At 41.8% G+C, this 18,373-nt stretch carries 18 protein-coding genes; 12 read left to right on the top strand and 6 right to left on the bottom strand.

Going from position 1 to position 18,373, the window contains the following annotated elements; genetic code table 11:
* The first annotated feature begins 75 nt into the window (after nt 1–75).
* Nucleotides 76–609: a hypothetical protein gene (locus E2P86_RS03905; protein ID WP_134430909.1), complete on the top strand. Its 534-nt coding sequence runs from the start codon at nt 76–78 to the stop codon at nt 607–609.
* Here the strand turns inward: E2P86_RS03905 and tamL are convergent.
* Complete coding sequence (gene tamL / locus E2P86_RS03900) at nt 606–2,957, bottom strand: translocation and assembly module lipoprotein TamL (protein WP_134430906.1); 2,352 nt, start codon at nt 2,955–2,957, stop codon at nt 606–608. The genes E2P86_RS03905 and tamL overlap by 4 nt on opposite strands.
* Nucleotides 2,958–2,965: 8 nt before the next feature.
* On the opposite strand from tamL, the gene E2P86_RS03895 reads away from it, so the two are divergent.
* Genes E2P86_RS03895 through E2P86_RS03885 form a run of 3 tightly spaced genes read left to right on the top strand, consistent with a single transcriptional unit; the run spans nt 2,966 to nt 6,219 of the window.
* Nucleotides 2,966–3,721 (top strand): TrmH family RNA methyltransferase, encoded by a 756-nt coding sequence (locus E2P86_RS03895; protein ID WP_134430903.1) that lies wholly within the window; start codon nt 2,966–2,968, stop codon nt 3,719–3,721.
* Nucleotides 3,721–4,896: an MFS transporter gene (locus E2P86_RS03890; protein WP_134430900.1), complete on the top strand. Its 1,176-nt coding sequence runs from the start codon at nt 3,721–3,723 to the stop codon at nt 4,894–4,896. The genes E2P86_RS03895 and E2P86_RS03890 overlap by 1 nt, the downstream gene beginning before the upstream one ends.
* Before the next feature lie 30 nt (nt 4,897–4,926).
* On the top strand, nt 4,927–6,219 hold the full coding sequence (locus tag E2P86_RS03885) for an AI-2E family transporter (protein WP_134430897.1): 1,293 nt from the start codon (nt 4,927–4,929) through the stop codon (nt 6,217–6,219).
* A 7-nt stretch (nt 6,220–6,226) separates the two neighbouring features.
* Here the strand turns inward: E2P86_RS03885 and E2P86_RS03880 are convergent, their stop codons facing one another.
* The gene (locus E2P86_RS03880; protein ID WP_134430895.1) at nt 6,227–6,796 is read right to left on the bottom strand and encodes a hypothetical protein; all 570 of its coding nucleotides are present in this window, start codon (nt 6,794–6,796) and stop codon (nt 6,227–6,229) included.
* Nucleotides 6,796–7,806, bottom strand: a complete 1,011-nt coding sequence (gene holA / locus E2P86_RS03875) for a DNA polymerase III subunit delta (protein WP_134430892.1) — start codon at nt 7,804–7,806, stop codon at nt 6,796–6,798. The genes E2P86_RS03880 and holA overlap by 1 nt, the downstream gene beginning before the upstream one ends.
* Before the next feature lie 162 nt (nt 7,807–7,968).
* Between holA and E2P86_RS03870 the strand changes: the two genes are divergently transcribed.
* The 6 genes from E2P86_RS03870 (at nt 7,969) to E2P86_RS03845 (ending at nt 13,362) form a co-directional block, all read left to right on the top strand.
* Nucleotides 7,969–8,451, top strand: coding sequence for a DUF1640 domain-containing protein (locus E2P86_RS03870; protein ID WP_134430889.1), 483 nt, complete (start codon nt 7,969–7,971; stop codon nt 8,449–8,451).
* A gap of 115 nt (nt 8,452–8,566) precedes the next feature.
* Nucleotides 8,567–9,031, top strand: a complete 465-nt coding sequence (locus E2P86_RS03865; RefSeq protein ID WP_085472038.1) for a type I restriction enzyme HsdR N-terminal domain-containing protein — start codon at nt 8,567–8,569, stop codon at nt 9,029–9,031.
* A 72-nt stretch (nt 9,032–9,103) separates the two neighbouring features.
* Entirely contained in the window at nt 9,104–9,802 is a 699-nt protein-coding gene (gene clpP, locus E2P86_RS03860; protein ID WP_085472039.1) for an ATP-dependent Clp endopeptidase proteolytic subunit ClpP, read from the top strand.
* A gap of 3 nt (nt 9,803–9,805) precedes the next feature.
* Nucleotides 9,806–11,056 carry an ATP-dependent Clp protease ATP-binding subunit ClpX gene (clpX, locus tag E2P86_RS03855; RefSeq protein ID WP_085472040.1) on the top strand — a complete coding sequence of 417 codons (1,251 nt, stop codon included), beginning with the start codon at nt 9,806–9,808 and terminating at the stop codon, nt 11,054–11,056.
* Nucleotides 11,057–11,115: 59 nt separating this feature from the next.
* The gene (locus E2P86_RS03850) at nt 11,116–11,931 is read left to right on the top strand and encodes an AMP nucleosidase (RefSeq protein ID WP_134430887.1); all 816 of its coding nucleotides are present in this window, start codon (nt 11,116–11,118) and stop codon (nt 11,929–11,931) included.
* A gap of 66 nt (nt 11,932–11,997) precedes the next feature.
* Nucleotides 11,998–13,362: a pyridoxal-phosphate dependent enzyme gene (locus tag E2P86_RS03845; protein WP_134430884.1), complete on the top strand. Its 1,365-nt coding sequence runs from the start codon at nt 11,998–12,000 to the stop codon at nt 13,360–13,362.
* Nucleotides 13,363–13,410: 48 nt separating this feature from the next.
* Here E2P86_RS03845 and E2P86_RS03840 read toward each other — a convergent pair whose 3' ends face one another.
* From E2P86_RS03840 to carA, 3 genes are all read right to left on the bottom strand, one after another.
* Nucleotides 13,411–13,713 (bottom strand): FtsB family cell division protein, encoded by a 303-nt coding sequence (locus tag E2P86_RS03840; RefSeq protein ID WP_134430881.1) that lies wholly within the window; start codon nt 13,711–13,713, stop codon nt 13,411–13,413.
* A gap of 106 nt (nt 13,714–13,819) precedes the next feature.
* Nucleotides 13,820–15,115 (bottom strand): phosphopyruvate hydratase, encoded by a 1,296-nt coding sequence (gene eno, locus E2P86_RS03835; protein WP_085472044.1) that lies wholly within the window; start codon nt 15,113–15,115, stop codon nt 13,820–13,822.
* A 127-nt stretch (nt 15,116–15,242) separates the two neighbouring features.
* The gene (gene carA, locus E2P86_RS03830) at nt 15,243–16,343 is read right to left on the bottom strand and encodes a glutamine-hydrolyzing carbamoyl-phosphate synthase small subunit (protein WP_134430878.1); all 1,101 of its coding nucleotides are present in this window, start codon (nt 16,341–16,343) and stop codon (nt 15,243–15,245) included.
* 335 nt (nt 16,344–16,678) lie between these two features.
* Between carA and E2P86_RS03825 the strand changes: the two genes are divergently transcribed.
* Both E2P86_RS03825 and E2P86_RS03820 read left to right on the top strand, forming a co-directional pair.
* Nucleotides 16,679–17,341 carry a Pr6Pr family membrane protein gene (locus E2P86_RS03825; RefSeq protein WP_134430875.1) on the top strand — a complete coding sequence of 221 codons (663 nt, stop codon included), beginning with the start codon at nt 16,679–16,681 and terminating at the stop codon, nt 17,339–17,341.
* Nucleotides 17,342–17,453: 112 nt separating this feature from the next.
* Nucleotides 17,454–18,371, top strand: coding sequence for a hypothetical protein (locus E2P86_RS03820; RefSeq protein ID WP_134430872.1), 918 nt, complete (start codon nt 17,454–17,456; stop codon nt 18,369–18,371).
* Nucleotides 18,372–18,373 lie beyond the last annotated feature (2 nt).

The raw sequence follows: 18,373 nt of genomic DNA, 5'->3' as shown, positions 1-18,373 counted from the left end.
TTTATTATTTAAGGCTGCCTCTCGCCCAAGCAAGAAAACTATTTTTAGTATACTTGCAGGAGAATAACGCATATTGTGAAAAAAATATTTTCTTCTTTATTGATTATACTGACAACCTTGTGCCTGGCACAGGCCAAACCGCAGTATATCACAAATTTTACGGTTAAAGAAAACCTAACGCAGAATGGTAAACTGGCAATCATTGCGGTAGACAGCCTGGACAAACCCATGGAAAATATCAATGGCACTTTTGTGTTCAACCTAAACGGATTTCAACAAGAACTCGCTTTTCATGATGGGGTTGCCGTCGTGAAGCATCCGTTGGAATCGTCGACTTTTGTTTTCTTTAAACACAAAAACCAGGAAAAATCGGTTGGCAAACTCTATTACATCTACAAATCTGACACCGGCCTAAAACCGGTAAAGATTTATGGTATGCTTCTCCTATTGATACCCGCTATTATCTTATTGATCGCCTATAGCTTTAAACGTTTTCTATCGACATTCGTGGTCTTAGCCATCTTATATTTCTATTTCAGTTATTCAAAAGGGCTCGATCTTTCGAAAATATTAGAAAGCACCTTTATGACGATAAAAAACCTGATCTAAAACGGCAATCCCACACTAAAGTTATATTGCACAAAGCTGTAGCGATCGGGTTTATGGGTTTCATTAAAGGCGCGTTTAAATGCCTTTGCATCAAATATCTCTGTAATCACCCATTGCTTGCTTCCCTGAAACTGGGGATCTTTCAACTTCAGACCGGTATCAAGACGAATAACAAAATAGTCCATATCGAGGCGAAGTCCGATTCCTGTCCCTAATGCAATTTGTGACAAGAACTTATCCGCTCTAAACTCACCACCTTTAACCGATTCATCTTCCTTCAATCGCCAAATATTACCGGCGTCAATAAAAGTGGCTCCGTTCAGTTTGGCACCTAAGAAGTTGTTCACCAAACGGAAGCGATATTCTGCATTAGCCTCTATTTTTAATTCGCCTAGCTGATCCAGGTTTCGTAAATTAAGACGTAAATGTTCTGGAACACTCTCACGATTGTAATTTCCAGGTCCCAACGTACGTGCCTGCCAAGCACGAATACCATTAATCCCGCCTGCGAAGAATCTCTTTTCAAAAATTAACAATTCAGAATTGTTTCCATAGGGTACAGCAATTCCAGAATTAAACCGCAACACCAATTGTTTGTTCCCTCCAAGATATTTGTACCATCGATAATCGACTTCGGATTTGATATATTGCAGGTACGTTACATTAAACAATTGACGTTCTCCAGTACTACTACGTGAAAACTTAAACAAGTTACTGGCAACATTCAACAGGTTTCCACTTGTTTCAATCGAGCCACGGAAAAAGTTAAAATTTTCCTTTTTCAGCAGTTTAGCTGCATTCCGGGTATACACATACTGCGCACCTAAACCAAAATAGGCTCTATTATTGGTTTCAACATATAAACCATACCCCTCTTCTTTTAATTTCTCCGCAAAATCATCATTTAGACGCCCTAACCGATACTCTAAAGAGATCGGTGTCAAGCTGTGCTGCGACCTGGCCGAACTATGCCAGATATAATTCAGGTTATTGACTAAATAACGATTGGAGTAGGTTTGATCTTGTTGAAAAATCTGTAAGTTGGTCGAATAAGTAGTCCGTGGTAAACCGTAAGTTCCCACGCTAGATGTTTCGAAAGGCGTCATCAGGCGCGGCACAACCAGGTTAACCCCGACCTGAAAATCCGTATTAAAAATTTTATCCTTTAGGCTCCCGCCCAATCGTGGGTCGAACAAGAGACCATAACGCATCTTCACCTCCAATTGTTCCGCTCCTCCAAAAACATTACGATGCGAGAATGTATTCCCGACATTAAACCCACTCATTCCTGAACTAAAGGTAAACTCCCCCTCCACTTGATTCGCCATCACCGGTCTCGGGGTCAAACTATACTGTACATTAAGCTTATTCGAGTCCACCTTCTCATAGTTTATCTTTACATTCCTAAACCCATTCATTTCATAAAGGCGATCATAGGACATGTTCTCTTTCGTCATGTTGTAACGATCCCCAGGTCGAAGGTATACATAGCGAGAGATAGGCTTCAGCTTAAATCGACCTGTCTGATCCTCAAAGCTCAGTTGCAGCTTCTCATCCTCATATTTTTTAGGCTTACGGTTACTCATAGATTCCGCCGGTTGCAGAACCCGAACTGCTACTTTATTAATATAGTAAACTTTATGGTCCACAGAATCACTGGGTCTTTGCACTTCAAAAAGCAAATTCGCACGCTGCGCCTGCACCAATGTATCCACTCCCACCCGCATATACTGCCGCAAGTAATCAAAATAACCATTTTCCTTCAGCCTATCGTAGAGCTGTTCTCTTTCATCCAACAGATCGGACACATCAAAACGTTTCCCTGACTTCACTTTAGAGAAAGGTCGTACCTTATCGACATAAATGGCTTCAATCTCTGTATTAGGCACCTGATGTTTCACATCTTGCACAAAAAAAGGAGCCCCTAGAGTCACCATGAAATGTACTTTTGCTTTCTTTCCCTGAAGTTTAACAGAGGGGTCGACCTGTGCATTAAAGTATCCCTTTGTTTGCAGATAACGCATCATCTGTTTGGCAGAAAAATCCACAAGAGATGAATCCAAAATATGAGGAGCCTCCCCTACATTACGGATCTTGTCCTTTTTATACTTTCCTTTTTTGGTATTAAAAAAATTGTACACCCATAGGTTTAAGCGGGAATTGGGTTTTATTTCGTTCGAAATATAAGCGCCGACTTGTTCATTGAATTCGGCAGGAACGCCCTCCATATCAACAGCCGTGACCAACGCTTGATCTTCTTCCAAATATTTTGCAGACCTACAGGATGCAAAAAATACAGACAAAAGCGTTATACTTGCATAAACAAAAAAACTATATTTCTTAATCATTGAGTGCAATGTTATCAAAAGCGCAAATCAGTTTAATAACGTCTTTGCAGCATAAAAAATTTCGCAAACAACATGGTTTATTCATTGTAGAGGGAATCAAATCTGTTCAGGAATTTATTACCTCATCCTATCAAGTACAAACGATCTATGCTACTGCGGAAGCCTTAACAAAAATGGGCAATTTACCGCAAAATCTCAAATGTATCGACGTTTCGGAGCGCGATTTCAGTAAGATAACAGGTTTAACATCCCCGCAGGGCGTATTGGCTTTGGTACAAATACCGGACAACAACCAGATCGATGAAGCCTCCCTAAAGAAGCAACACTGTCTTGTTTTGGATGATGTCCAAGATCCAGGAAACCTCGGCACCATAATCCGTACCGCAGAATGGTTTGGCATCAGTGAAATCATCTGCTCCATCGGCACAGTCGATGCCTACAACCCCAAAGTCGTTCAAGCCACCATGGGGTCTTTATCTCGAGTACGCATATATTACACCGAGCTGATTCCTTTTGTCGAAAGTATGGAGATGCCTACCTTTGGCGCCCTCTTGGATGGTTCATCGATCTATGATACCGACTTTGGTGAGGCAGGGTTAATTATTATGGGGAACGAAGGTAATGGTATCAGCCAGGCCTTACAGGCCAAAATAGACAGCGCCGTTACCATTCCACGTTTGGGGCATGCCGAATCGTTGAACGTCGCGGTAGCAACCACTGTATTCTGTGCTGAACTTGCCCGAAGAAAGCTTATTTTGAAATAATGATCGAAGAAAACAAATCCATATATACGGTTCCTTTTGCTTTACTCTGTTTAAGCTCGCTCCTTTTTTCGGCGAGTTTCAACATGATCATTCCGGAACTTCCCAACTACTTAAGCAAATTGGGAGGAGCGGAACATAAAGGGTTGATCATTGCGTTATTCACGCTGACCGCAGGTATCTCCCGTCCTTTCAGCGGAAAACTAACAGATAGATGGGGGCGCGTGCCCGTAATGGCCGTAGGCTCCATCGTATGTTTTATATGCGGTTTTCTATATCCTGTCATAAGCTCGGTTGCGGGCTTTTTTTTATTGCGTTTGATACACGGATTTTCTACTGGTTTTAAACCGACGGCCACCTCTGCATACGTGGCAGACATCATCCCACAGAACCGCTGGGGCGAAGCGCTCGGCATGCACGGGTTATGCTTCAGTATTGGTGGTGCGGTCGGTCCGGCGGTCGGTAGTTTTATCGCCAATAATTATGGTATCGATCCGATGTTTTATTGCTCTTCGATTTTTGCGCTACTCTCCATTGTCATTGTGATGAACATGAAGGAAACCTTAAAGGATAAAGAACGATTCAACCTCGGAATGCTCCGCATCCAACGTAATGAGATTATTGAATGGCGTGTAATTCCTGCCGGCATTGTGACCCTACTCTCTTATTCGGCATATGGCGTGATCCTCACACTGATCCCAGATTGGAGTGAACATCTTGGGATAAGCAATAAAGGGCTTTTCTTTACGGCTTATACCTTATCATCCATTGGTATCCGCTTTGTTTCAGGAAAAGTTGCTGACCGCTACGGCCGTATTCGGGTCATGTTGGTGGGTGTCGCTATTTTATCGATATCCGCTTTCCTTCTCGGTTACAACCACTCCGTGGAAGGCATGATCATCGGTGCCATTGTCTATGGTATCGGAGGTGGTATCCTATCGCCAGCGGTCAACGCATGGACCATCGACTTAAGTCTTCCTCAACATCGCGGAAAAGCGATGGCGACCATGTATATTGCACTCGAAGTAGGGATCGGTGGCGGCGCATTAATTGCCGGTTATCTTTATCGCGATGAAATCAGCCGTATCCCGAATTTGTTTATCGCTAATAGCATCATTATTTTACTTGCTTTTTTTTATATCTTGTACTGGCAGTCAAAAAACAAAAAAACAGTTTAAACGTTATTCAATAAAAACCTAAAAAGTTTTATGAGCGAAAACAACAAGAGATTCCCGTATTCTTTAGACTTAGCTTCGAGCTTAACCGCTATGGCATTGATCATAGGCTTTATGTATGTTACACAAAGTCTATTGCTCCCCTTGCTATTCTCCATTCTTATATCAATCTCGCTCTTTCCCTTAGCTCAATTCTTTGAACGACTTCGATTAGGAAAAGCATTTGCATCTATTCTCGCGGTTATTGTGGCTATTGCGGTCATCTCTTCCATCGGTTGGTTTATCGTACATCAAAGTATTATTATTGGCCAAGATGCTTCGTCGATAACAGAAAAAGTATTATCCGTATTAGAGCGGGCACAGGTCTGGATTGAAGAAACATTCGGCATCCAGCGCAGTCAGGTAGCCGAACACTTGCGCGAGCAAGGAAACAAACTGTTGGCCAATGCCGGGAGCATGGCAACGGCCACCTTCGGTTCTATTGGCAATATCCTAGCGGGAGCGATCCTCGTACCGCTTTTCAGCTTTTTTCTACTTTACTACCGCGACTTCTTTCGCGAGTTTTTTTTCAAAGCTTTTAAAAGTGTACCGCAAGCAAAAGTTGATGATACACTGAATAAGATATACCAAGTTGTACAAAGTTATCTTTTAGGACTGGTAATGGTCATGGGAATTGTGGCCGTTCTAAATACGATCGGATTGATGATGATGGGAATAGATTACGCGTGGTTCTTTGGCTCTCTTGCGGCCTTGCTGATGCTTCTGCCTTATATCGGAATTGCGATCGGCTCCATCCTTCCCGCTTTATTTGCACTGGCCGTAAAAGATAATGCGCTTTATGCCGTTGGGGTTATTGCCTGGTTTCAGGTCGTCCAGTTTTTAGAAGGAAACGTGATCACGCCCAACATTGTAGGCAGTAAAGTTAGCATAAACCCACTCATGGCCATGATTGCTATGCTTCTAGGTGGTATGCTTTTCGGGATCGCCGGGTTGGTTATCGCCTTGCCTTTAACAGCTACAATCAAAGTTATCTTTGATGCGGTCCCATCCATGCAGGCCTTTGGTTTTCTGATTGGAGAACCCGAGAAGGAACATCTGAAGCGGAACTCGACACAAGAACTAATGATGAAATGGGGGATTGTGCGCAAGCCGAAAACAACGTCAAAAATAGAAATCGACGTCAATATCGATACAACTATTGCGCCCGAAACAATTCATGTAAATTATAAAGAAATTAACGAATCCGAAGAGAATCCCTATACAAATATTACACCAATAGATAAACCGCAAGAAGATCAAACGACGGGCGAGAATAATGCAAAATAGGTGCGGGTTACTTTAGCATAATACCAACCGAAAGAGCGATATGTTGGTGTTGAAAATCTTTTTGATAGAAATTTTTAGTCAACTGTTGATAACCATACATCAGCGATGCGGTAAAATCAACCCCACGTGGATTATCCCACAGGTAGAAAAAACCTCCTTTAAAGAGAAAACCTTTGTCATACCGCTGGCCGATCGCTGGAGCATACCCTGCATTGGCTAATACACCAATTTTAGAATCTCCTTGCCCAACTTCTCCAAAGGGCAAACGACCGTCTACAAAAATAGGGAACACACTGTAATCGTACTTCATGGTCAGTTGATCAGCCGCATGCGGATCATTTGTGCGATAATCTCCTTTAAATATTTCATTGCCTATACCCAATCCAAGATAGGCTCGTTCCTGAAAGTTTTTACCAAAGACAAAGTGCCCAGTAAAGCCACTAAAAGCGCCTTTATACCCCTCATTGGCAAAGCCGAGATTACCACCAACCTGTAATACACTATATGAAATCTGTGCTTTCGAAGCATTCAAAAAAAATAAACTGAAAGCGATAAATAGGCTAATTCGTGCTGACATTAATTCAAAATTTTAAATATTAGTTCCCGTAAGAGGTCTCCGTTATCTGTAAACGGCCCAACGAGGTAACCTTTAGATTTTAGATCATACTCACTCAGAAATCGGATAATATCAAATGTTTTACGGCGATTGAAATTCCGGGCCGCCAACTCGTACTCCTTCACAAAAAAAGAATGAACCCCCAGCTCCTTGGAAGCCCCTTGTGGAGATTTATCAGGCAGATAGTGATACTTTAATACTTTCGTAAAGTAGGTGCCTAAATTCCCCAGCACAAGCGGTAGCGGATTAGACTTCGGGTTCGCAGCAAAATAATCGACAATCTGGATGGCCTTCGTCGCATTGCGTTTAGCTAAAGCCGACTGCAATTCAAAAACATTGAAATCTTTACTGACACCTATATTTTGCGCCACATGTGTGGTCTGGATCTCTTGTTCTTTACTCACATTGAGCACTAACTTTTCAATCTCATTCGCAATTTTCGAAAGGTCTGTCCCTAAATAATCAGCCATCATCGCCGCGGCCTGCGGGTGTATCGTTCGTCCTAAATCACGAAACTGATCTAGCACCCACTCGCCCACCTTATTCTCATACAACTTGGCCGACTCCACCACAGTACCAACCTTCTCAATTGCTTTGTACAGCTTCTTACGTTTATCAAACTTGCCGTATTTATACGCTAATACCAAGATGGTCGTCGGTGTTAAATGCTCCACGTATTTGAGCAAAAGTTCCTCTTCCGTCTTCCACTTTAGATCTTGCGCTTCTTTGATCACGATGACTTGGTAGTCGCTCATCATAGGGTAACGCTTAGCAGCATTTACCACATTTACGAGCGTGGTATCTTTTCCGTAAAGCACGGTTTGGTCAAAACCCTTCTGGGCATCTGTGAGCACCGTATGCTCCAACTGATCGCTTACCAAATCAATATAATAAGACTCCTCTCCATGTAGAAGATAGATCGGGCTAAACTTTCTTTTTTTGATGTCGGAAATTATCGCGTTGACTTGCATACCCTGCGAAAATACACATTTTTTTGCTTTGGCTTACCATTGATTTTCTAGTTTACAAAAACCGGATTTAACAAAATAAAATTACGGTACAACTTATTAATTGAGCATTTAGCAACCAAGGAGAATCTAGCGCAGTACAGCGCGCAAACAAAAGATGACCTGATGCGTTTGGAATTAAGTACCCAAAAAGGTATGGTTAGCCTGAAATCCGAGTTAAGCGAAGAAATGAAAGAGCTGCGAGCAGAACTGAAGGATGATATGCAAATGTTAAGAGCAGAATTAAAAGATGACATTAATAAGCAAACTGCAACCCTCAGGCATGAGATGTATGAAATGAAGGCAGAGCTCAAGGAGGATACACATCATTTAAAAGCAGAATTAAAAGATGACATCAATAAGCAAACTGCAACCCTTAGGCAAGAGATACAAATGTTTAAGGAGGAGCTTAAAGACGATATAAACCTTTTAAAGGCAGAGCAAAACGACAACGTCAATAAGCAAAGTATAGATCTGAAAGAAGAAATCAGCAATCTCCGGGTAGATATCTACAAACAATCCGTTATGATGCTCAAGTGGTCACTTGTCTTTTGGGCTTCCCAGCTGGCATTCATTTATGCTTTTTTATACTTTTTCTTGAATAGATAGCTCAATTCAAGTCACCCTTTTTCTTCACAAGTTTCGAAAAATAAACGCATTGCCCCTATCCCATCGTCCCAGGACAGACATTTTGGAAAAAGAACAAAAAAGCGTATTTTTGTTTATGTTTGAGCCTATCCCGTTGAACTTACCCCCGTATCCTTCGAAAATCACCAAGAAACAAGACAAGCTTTATATTTTCGATGCTTTACGCAAAAAGGAGCTGGTTCTTACACCGGAAGAATGGGTTCGTCAACATTGGATAAACTACCTCCACATACATAAGAAATATCCTAAAGCACTAATGCAATCCGAGGGCGGGTTAGTTTTAAACACGTTACAAAAGCGGAGTGATTTATTGATTTTCAACACTAGCGGAGAAAAGATCCTTTTGGCAGAGTTTAAGGCTCCGACTGTCAAAATAACAGAAAAAGTCTTTCAACAGGTTGCAAATTACAACAGTATCCATAAAATTCCGTTACTTTTGGTAAGTAATGGAATTGAGCACCATTATTGTAAGATAGATTTTAGCACCAACAGTTTTGAATTTTTGGCGGAATTACCAGATTATGAAATTGTAAACGGTTAAAGTTTCTTTTGCAGCAGAGAAATATAATTTTATATTAGTATATCGAAACAACTAAATAGAAAAACAAAGAATATGAACATAGATAAAAACGAATTTAGAAAGTATGCTATTCAGCATCATCGAATAGGTAGTCAACATGTTGACAGCTTTATTGGACGTGTTCAGAAAAATATGCCAACAAACTTAACGCCTTACATTATCGAAGAGCGTCAGATGAATGTTGCGCAGATGGATGTGTTTTCACGTTTGATGATGGATCGTATTATTTTCCTAGGCGATGGTATCAACGATCAAGTGGCAAACATTGTTCAAGCACAGTTATTATTTTTGCAATCGACGGATGCACAGCGTGATATCCAGATTTATATCAACTCTCCAGGTGGTAGCGTTTATGCCGGATTGGGGATTTACGATACCATGCAGTATATATCACCAGATGTAGCGACAATCTGTACCGGTATGGCGGCCTCCATGGGTGCTGTATTATTGGTTGCCGGAGCAAAAGGAAAAAGAGCGGCATTGAAACATTCACGTGTAATGATTCATCAACCATCAGGTGGTGCGCAAGGCGTAGCAGCCGATATGGAGATCAACCTTCGTGAGATGCTTAAATTGAAAGAAGAGTTATACACCATCATCGCCGAGCATTCAGGCCAGAGCTACGAATGGGTAGAAAAGTCATCTGACCGTGACTACTGGATGAAAGCTGCCGAAGCAAAAGAATTTGGCATGATCGACGAGGTCTTGGTGGCCAAAAAAGAAACAAAATAATCGATGAGTAAAACGAATAATAGAGATATCCGTTGTTCATTCTGTGGCATTAGCAAGAATGACGCCCAAATGCTTATTGCGGGCGACGGAGCTCACATCTGTGATCGTTGTGTTACGCAGGCTGGAGAAATCCTGACTGAGGAGCTGAAGCAGCGCAAAAACAAGACGTTACAAACTACGCTCGAACTGATTCGTCCAATGGAAATTAAAGAACATTTGGATCAATACGTTATCGGGCAAGATGATGCGAAGAAGGTTATTGCCGTATCGGTATATAACCATTACAAAAGACTAAATCAAAAGGTCGATAAAGACGATATCGAAATCGAAAAATCGAACCTTATTGTCGTTGGAGAAACAGGAACGGGGAAAACATTGCTCGCTAAAACAGTAGCGAAAATATTGAACGTTCCTTTCTGTATAGTAGATGCTACCGTACTTACCGAAGCGGGATATGTAGGTGAAGATGTGGAAAGCATCTTAACACGCCTTTTGCAGGCTGCAGATTACGACGTGGCATCGGCAGAACGTGGTATTATCTATATTGATGAGATCGATAAAATCGCCCGTAAGAGCGACAACCCATCGATCACTCGAGATGTGTCCGGTGAAGGTGTACAACAAGCCTTACTGAAAATCCTAGAGGGTACAAATGTGAACGTTCCACCACAGGGAGGACGTAAACATCCAGATCAAAAAATGATCTCTGTAAACACGAGTAACATCTTGTTTATCTGTGGAGGAGCTTTTGATGGTATCCAAAAGAAGATTTCCAACCGTCTACGCACACAAACTGTAGGGTATAAAATGAAAGAGGAAGAGGAAGACATCGATCTAACGAACCTCTATAAATACATTACGCCGCAAGATTTAAAGAACTTCGGATTAATCCCCGAATTGATTGGTCGTTTGCCGGTGTTGACGTACCTTAACCCGTTGGATAAAGAAACATTATTGAGTATCTTGACAGAGCCTAAAAATGCGTTGATCAAGCAATACCATAAGCTGTTTCAATACGAAGGTATTGAGCTTGTTTTCGAACCAGCAGTGTACGATTTCATTGTAGACAAGGCGTGGGAATTTAAACTTGGTGCACGCGGATTGCGTAGTATCTGTGAAGCGATTATGCTGGATGCTATGTTTGAAACGCCGAGCACCAAAGAAAAAGACAATCAGAAGACGTTGCATATAACCTTGGAATATGCCAAGCAAAAAATTGCAAAATCTGATATTAAAAAATTGAAAGTCGCTTAATTTAAAATCCCTCACCAAAATGAGGGATTTTTTATAGGCACCAACTTAAAACAAAGCATATGAGAAAAAAGCAGATCGAAGATAGCCCGATTACTCCGGGCTTGAAATCAAAGAAAGACATTGTAAACAACTGGTTGCCAAGATACACAGGCTGTCCGCTTGAAGAATTTGAGCCTTATATCTTGCTTACCAATTTCTCCAAGTATGTAAAAATGTTCTCGGAGATGCATAACGATGCACACATCTATGGCGAGGACAAAGCCATGCAGGCTTGCTCCGCCGGCGGCATCACGATTATCAACTTTGGTATCGGAAGCCCGATGGCGGCAACCATTATGGATCTCTTATCCGCCATCAACCCAAAGGCGGTTTTGTTTTTGGGAAAAACAGGCGGACTCAAAAAGAAAATCCCTGTTGGTGAGTTGATCTTACCCATTGCCGCTATTCGCGGAGAGGGAACTTCGAACGACTACTTCCCTCCTGAGGTACCCTCCCTACCGGCCTTTGCCTTGCAAAAAGCGATATCCACCACCATACGCGACTATCAGCGTGATTATTGGACCGGAACCGTGTACACCACCAACAGACGGGTTTGGGAACACGATAAAGCCTTTAAGAAATACTTGAAAACTATTCGTGCGATGGCTGTCGATATGGAAACAGCAACCATCTTTAGTGTGGGCTTTGCGAACAAAATTCCAACCGGCGCCCTATTGTTGGTTTCTGATCAACCGATGGTGCCCGAAGGTGTAAAAACAGCGGAAAGCGACCTTACCGTCACCGCCAAGTATGTAGAAACACACCTAAACATTGGTATTGACGCATTGAAGCAACTTATCAACAACGGACTTACTGTAAAACACTTGAAATTTTAAAGCAACAGTGTAATAGTGACACAATAATTTTAAAATACTATTTTTGTAGAAACAAACAAAAACAGCATGTGGTATAATAATATCTTGGAAACCATAGGAAACACACCTTTGGTCAAGCTAAATGCGGTCACCAAAGGCCTTAAAGGCACTGTTCTAGCAAAAATAGAAACCACCAACCCCGGAAACTCAATTAAGGATCGTATGGCGATCCAAATGATTGAAGATGCGGAGACGGCGGGACTGCTAAAACCTGGTGGCACCATTATCGAAGGTACATCAGGAAATACAGGAATGGGGCTTGCTATGGCCGCTGTCGTTAAAGGCTACAAGTGTATTTTTACCACAACGGATAAGCAATCGAAAGAAAAAGTCGATGCACTTCGTGCTTTTGGTGCGGAAGTAATTGTGTGTCCTACAAACGTGGAACCTGAAGATCCACGCTCGTATTACTCGGTATCTAGTAGACTTCAAAAGGAAGTGCCCAATGCATGGAAAGCAAATCAATACGACAACCCATCCAATGCCAAGGCACATTATCAACAGACAGGGCCTGAAATCTGGGAACAGACGGACGGAAAAATCACCCACCTGGTAGTTGGTGTAGGTACAGGAGGTACCATATCTGGAACTGCAAAATATCTACGCGAAAAGAACCCAAACATCAAGGTCTGGGGAATTGACACGTATGGTTCTGTTTTTAAGAAATATAAAGAAACCGGCATCTTTGATAAGAATGAAATCTACCCCTACATCACGGAAGGTATAGGTGAAGATTTCTTACCCGAGAATGTGGATTTCAATGTGATTGACCTCTTTGAAAAAGTCACGGATAAAGATGCCGCTTTAATGACACGAGATCTAGCGCGTAAGGAAGGAATCTTTGCGGGAAATTCAGCGGGAGCAGCTGTTGCCGGGTTGATGCAATTAGGTGAATCCCTTCAACCTGATGACGTTGTTGTCGTGATTTTCCACGATCATGGCTCCCGTTACATGGGTAAGATGTACAACGAAGACTGGTTGCGCGAACGTGGCTTCTTAGAAGATGAGAAGCTAACCGCAAAGACAATCTTGAAGAAACGTGGCAATCAAGAAATTGTTACCGCCGATGTGAACCAAACGGTGTTGGAGACGTTCAACATGATGAAGACCTTGAATATCTCTCAGATTCCTGTAACCCAGCAAGGGATGGTAATCGGTAAACTGACAGAATCGGATATCTTAACTGCCTTGTTAGAAAACCCTTCACTTAAGTCGTCAAAGGTAGAGTCCATTGCTACAAAATCTTTCCCTTTTGTAGATATCAATACCTCGATCGATAAAATATCATCGTTGATAAATAAAGACTCGCAAGCTGTTTTAGTAGAAGATAGCTACGGACGTATAAATATAATTACACAGTACGATATCATCAATGCGATATCAGAAGCATAAAAAAGAGCGGTATTTGTAAAAATACCGCTCTTTTTTATTTCTTACATCTTATTCATCTGTCGGTTCAATTTCTTTTACGACAAATATATCTTCATTATCCTTTTTCATTTTGTACCGCTCCCGCGCTATCCGTTGAATCTCACTGGGATTATGCTGCGCATCTTTGATTGATTTCTCCATCCGTTCAATCTCCGATTCATAAAAGGTTTTCTCATTTTCCAACTTCCCTTTCTCCTGCTGGTATGCATACTGCGTACCGAAATCATAGCGATCAAAGAAGCACATCCATACCAAAAAAGCCAAACCGGCTAAAAAATACTTGTTACGGATAACTGTTAGAAACCTTTCCATGCACCAAACTTAGACAAATTTATATAGATATGCAAAAATGAAAACATACAAAAAGAGAGCTGATCGTACAATCAGCTCCCTTCATATAAAGAATCAAAAGATCTTCTTACTTAATAGCAAATTTAAAGTTCTTGCCGATAAAGCGCGCATTGCTTCCCAACTCTTCTTCGATACGAAGTAATTGGTTGTATTTAGCCATACGATCTGAACGAGAAGCCGAACCAGTTTTGATTTGACCACAGTTCAATGCTACAGCAAGATCCGCAATTGTAGCATCTTCTGTTTCACCTGAACGGTGAGACATCACGGATGTATAACCTGAGTTCTGCGCCAATGTCACTGCATTGATCGTCTCTGTCAATGAACCGATTTGGTTTACTTTAACAAGAATTGAATTTGCTGTGTCCGTATCGATACCTTGTTGCAAACGTTTTGTGTTTGTAACAAATAAATCATCCCCTACAAGTTGTACACGGTCACCAACTTTCTCCGTTAATGTTTTCCATCCTGCCCAGTCGTCTTCACCCATACCATCTTCGATAGAGATAATAGGATATTTCACGCTCAATTCAGCGAGGTAAGAAGCTTGCTCTTCACTTGTACGAACAGCGCCTTTATCACCTTCAAATTTCGCGTAGTTGTATTTTCCGTCTTTGTAGAATTCTGATGCCGCACAGTCTAACGCCAAACAAATATCAGAACCTGGTTTGTAACCTGCTGTTTCAATAGCTTTAAGAACCGTCTCGATAGCATCTTCGGTACCATCGAATGTAGGCGCAAAACCACCTTCATCACCTACCGCTGTAGATAAACCACGGTCGTGCAAAATTTTCTTTAATGTATGGAATACTTCTGTTCCCCAACGCAATGCTTCAGAGAATGAAGGCGCGCCAACAGGCATAATCATAAACTCTTGGAATGCAATAGGTGCATCAGAGTGAGAACCACCGTTGATGATATTCATCATTGGAATAGGTAATGTATTTGCATTCACACCACCAATGTAACGGTATAATGGCTGATGAGATTCTTGCGCAGCCGCTTTCGCAACCGCCAAGGAAACACCAAGAATAGCATTCGCGCCTAAAGCACCTTTATTCTCTGTTCCATCAAGATCGATCATAATTTTGTCAATCGTGTTTTGTTCAAAAACATCAACACCACGCAACGCCTCAGCAATCTTAGTATTTACATTTTCAACCGCTTTCAAAACGCCTTTACCCAGGTATTTTGTTTTATCGCCATCGCGTAACTCTACAGCCTCATGAACACCTGTAGAAGCACCAGAAGGTACAGCAGCACGACCAACAAAACCATTTTGTGTAGTAACATCTACTTCAATTGTAGGGTTACCGCGCGAATCAAGGATCTGACGCGCATGAACATCAATTATTAAACTCATCTTTATATTATTGTCTTTATAAATTTCGGCTTAGTGTATTACGAACACTAAGATACTGATTTATGTTAGTAAAATCAAACTTAACAAAAAAAAGCTAAACCCTACAGTTTAGCCTTTTCTAAATTTTTTATTGCTTTATCATCGCAACGAAATCATCAAACAAATAGCGTGAATCGTGTGGTCCTGGAGAAGACTCCGGGTGATATTGCACCGAAAATGCCTTCTGCCCTTTTACGCGAATACCTTCGATCGACTGATCGTTCAAGTTCACGTGTGTGATTTCCACTTTATCCGACTTTTCGATATCTTCTGCTACCACACCAAAACCATGGTTTTGTGATGTAATCTCGCAACGGTTAGCAATAATATTTTTTACCGGGTGATTAATTCCACGGTGACCATTATGCATCTTCTGTGTACGGATATCATTTGCTAACGCTAAAATCTGATGCCCTAAACAGATACCGAACATAGGTTTATCTGCGGCTAAAATTTCTTTTACTGTAGTGATTGCATATTCCATTGCTGAAGGATCGCCAGGCCCGTTTGAGATGAAATATCCATCCGGATTCCACGCTTCCATCTCTTGGAAGGTTGTTTTTGCCGGGAATACCTTAGCATATACCTGACGCGCATCAAAATTACGTAAGATGTTCTTTTTGATACCCAAATCAAGAACCGCAATACGCGTAGGCGCTGATTCTTCCCCATAATAATAAGGCTCTTTTGTCGATACAAAAGAAGAAAGCTCCAACCCATCCATCGAAGGCACTTCCGCTAATTTCGCTTTCAAAGACGCTACATCAAGGTTCTCTGAAGAAATAATAGCGTTCATAGCTCCTTTACTGCGGATATGGCGAACCAAAGAACGGGTATCAATATCTGAAATACCAACTAAGTTCTCTTCTTCAAAATACGACTGAATAGACGTATCTGCCATTTGGCGACTATAATTGATATTATAGTTCTTACATACTAGGCCAGCAATCTGAATCGATGCTGATTCCGTATCATCCTCATCAATACCATAGTTACCGATGTGCGCATTGGTGGTTACCATAATTTGCCCATAGTAAGAAGGATCAGTAAAGATTTCCTGATAACCTGTCGTACCTGTATTGAAACAGATCTCACCTGTCGTCGTTCCAATTTTCCCTGCCGCTTTACCGTGGTAAACTGTTCCGTCTTCAAGCACCAAAATAGCTGGTAATTTACTGTAGTTGGTCATTCTTTTTATAACTATATTTATTACAATTCGTTTTTCAATGAGATACAAAAAAAGCCCAAACGGGCTAAACATCAATTAAATATAAGTCTGTCCAATGAAACCATTGGTTTTTTTCGACGATGCGATGAGATATGTGACCTCATTTTTCACTGGGGGACAAAGATAGGGAAATAATTAACATTTGAAAAGAGAAAAACACTTTTTTAACAATTTACCTGCAACAGTCACATGCTCTCCTTTTTTAATCTTTTCAATTTCTAATTTCTAAATAGCTTACCAGATAAGCATTCGTGAATGTTATACATATTATGTAATTTTACTAGAACGACCAGCTTATGAAAAAAACAAGCTCCTCCAGAACCGCAACAGGGTTCCATGCCTTCGTTTTAATTGTGATGTCGATTATAACCGTCAATGCCATTGCACCCTGGAACGCTTGGAAAGTAGCTCCCGAAGCGTATGATTATGGATGGAATAGATTCAGCTTCTTTACGGTGCAGAGCAACTTGATTGCCGCAACAACCTATATCATGGCAGCCGTAGCCTTTTTACGTCACAAAGGCACCCCTTCCTGGTTCCATCATCTGCGCGGAGCAGCCGTTTTATATATGCTTGTTACAGGAATTATCTTCGCTTTGTTGCTCAAAGATGCTGCGGTAAACCCAACCCCTGGTAAGTTCAATTGGAGCAACTTTGTTCTGCATGAATTGGGACCTTTATTTATCGTCATTTGGTGGTTACTCTATCCATCGAAACGACCTGTTTCATCATGGGAATCCTTATGTTGGCTTATATTCCCTCTCCTGTGGACTATCTTCACCTTTGTACGCGCAGTGTATACAGGATGGTACCCCTACCCCTTCCTGAATCCAACCACCACCGGAGGAGTAACAGGAGTTTTCCTATATATTATTGGGATTGCGGGTTTGATGGTCGCCATTTGTCTCATCATCGCTTGGATCACCCGAGTCCGCACCCAGAGCCTACACGCGGAATAGCTACCTTGCGAAAGAATCGTCTTTTTACATTAACAATCTGGCTTAATATGGTATTAATGAACAATTAATAATGAGTCTTTTGCGATTTATTTAGAATAAATGCATAACTACTATGATTAAACCTTATTTCATCAGTATTGCACTGTGCCTCATCACTTTGGGCACAGTCTCTGCACAAGTAAAAATCGATGATGATATTTCTACCACAGATCGTTCCCCAAACAAGAACGCGATACTCGACCTGAGCAGTGTCCGACGCGGATTACTGTTCCCTCGACTATCGCTGGCCAGCACAATAAGCCCTGCACCACTCAGCCAGCACGAACACGGCATGGTGGTTTACAACCTGGCCAGCCAAACGGATATCGTCCCCGGCATCTATTACAACAATGGAACCAAGTGGATCAAAGTCCCGGAACGAAACGGGAACGACGTCACCTACAATGAAACGACCCATATCCTGAGCTTTACGACCGAGGAAGAGGAACATGTTTCAGTGGATCTAAAGGCGATAAATGCCTTTACCGCCACCAATGGTATCAAGAAGAACAATAATGATGTGCAACTGGGCGGCCCCTTAACGGTTCCAACCCATATCGGCACCTCGGTCGCCAACACCTTGAGCATCGAGGGGCTTACGAAAGAGTATAGCGCAAAAGAGAGCGCCATTATGGTGATGAACGAAACGGGAACGCTACAAAAGGCCAATGCCGTGGCACCGCTTTTTTTCTACTGTCCATCGATCGTACTCCCCTTAACCGGCAACCTCAATGGCAACGGGCAGCTGGAGGTCAATCTCTACGATATCTACAAAACCCAATTTGGTACCCCCATTGTCAGTAGCAATCCCGGCGAATCACTCCCCAACTACCTGGCGCAGGAGTTGGCCTATTTCATTACCTATTACGACCAGGCTTTATTTGAAAATGTGAGCATCACGGCAGCGGGCGTACTGGCCTATACGGTTAAAGCTAGCGCAGCTGTTACCGAAGACAGCTACATGAACATAGTGTTTAAAGTAATAAAATAAGA

It is taken from the genome of Sphingobacterium psychroaquaticum, from assembly GCF_004421025.1.
GTDB lineage: Bacteria > Bacteroidota > Bacteroidia > Sphingobacteriales > Sphingobacteriaceae > Sphingobacterium > Sphingobacterium psychroaquaticum.
This window is presented reverse-complemented; position numbering and strand designations above follow the sequence as displayed.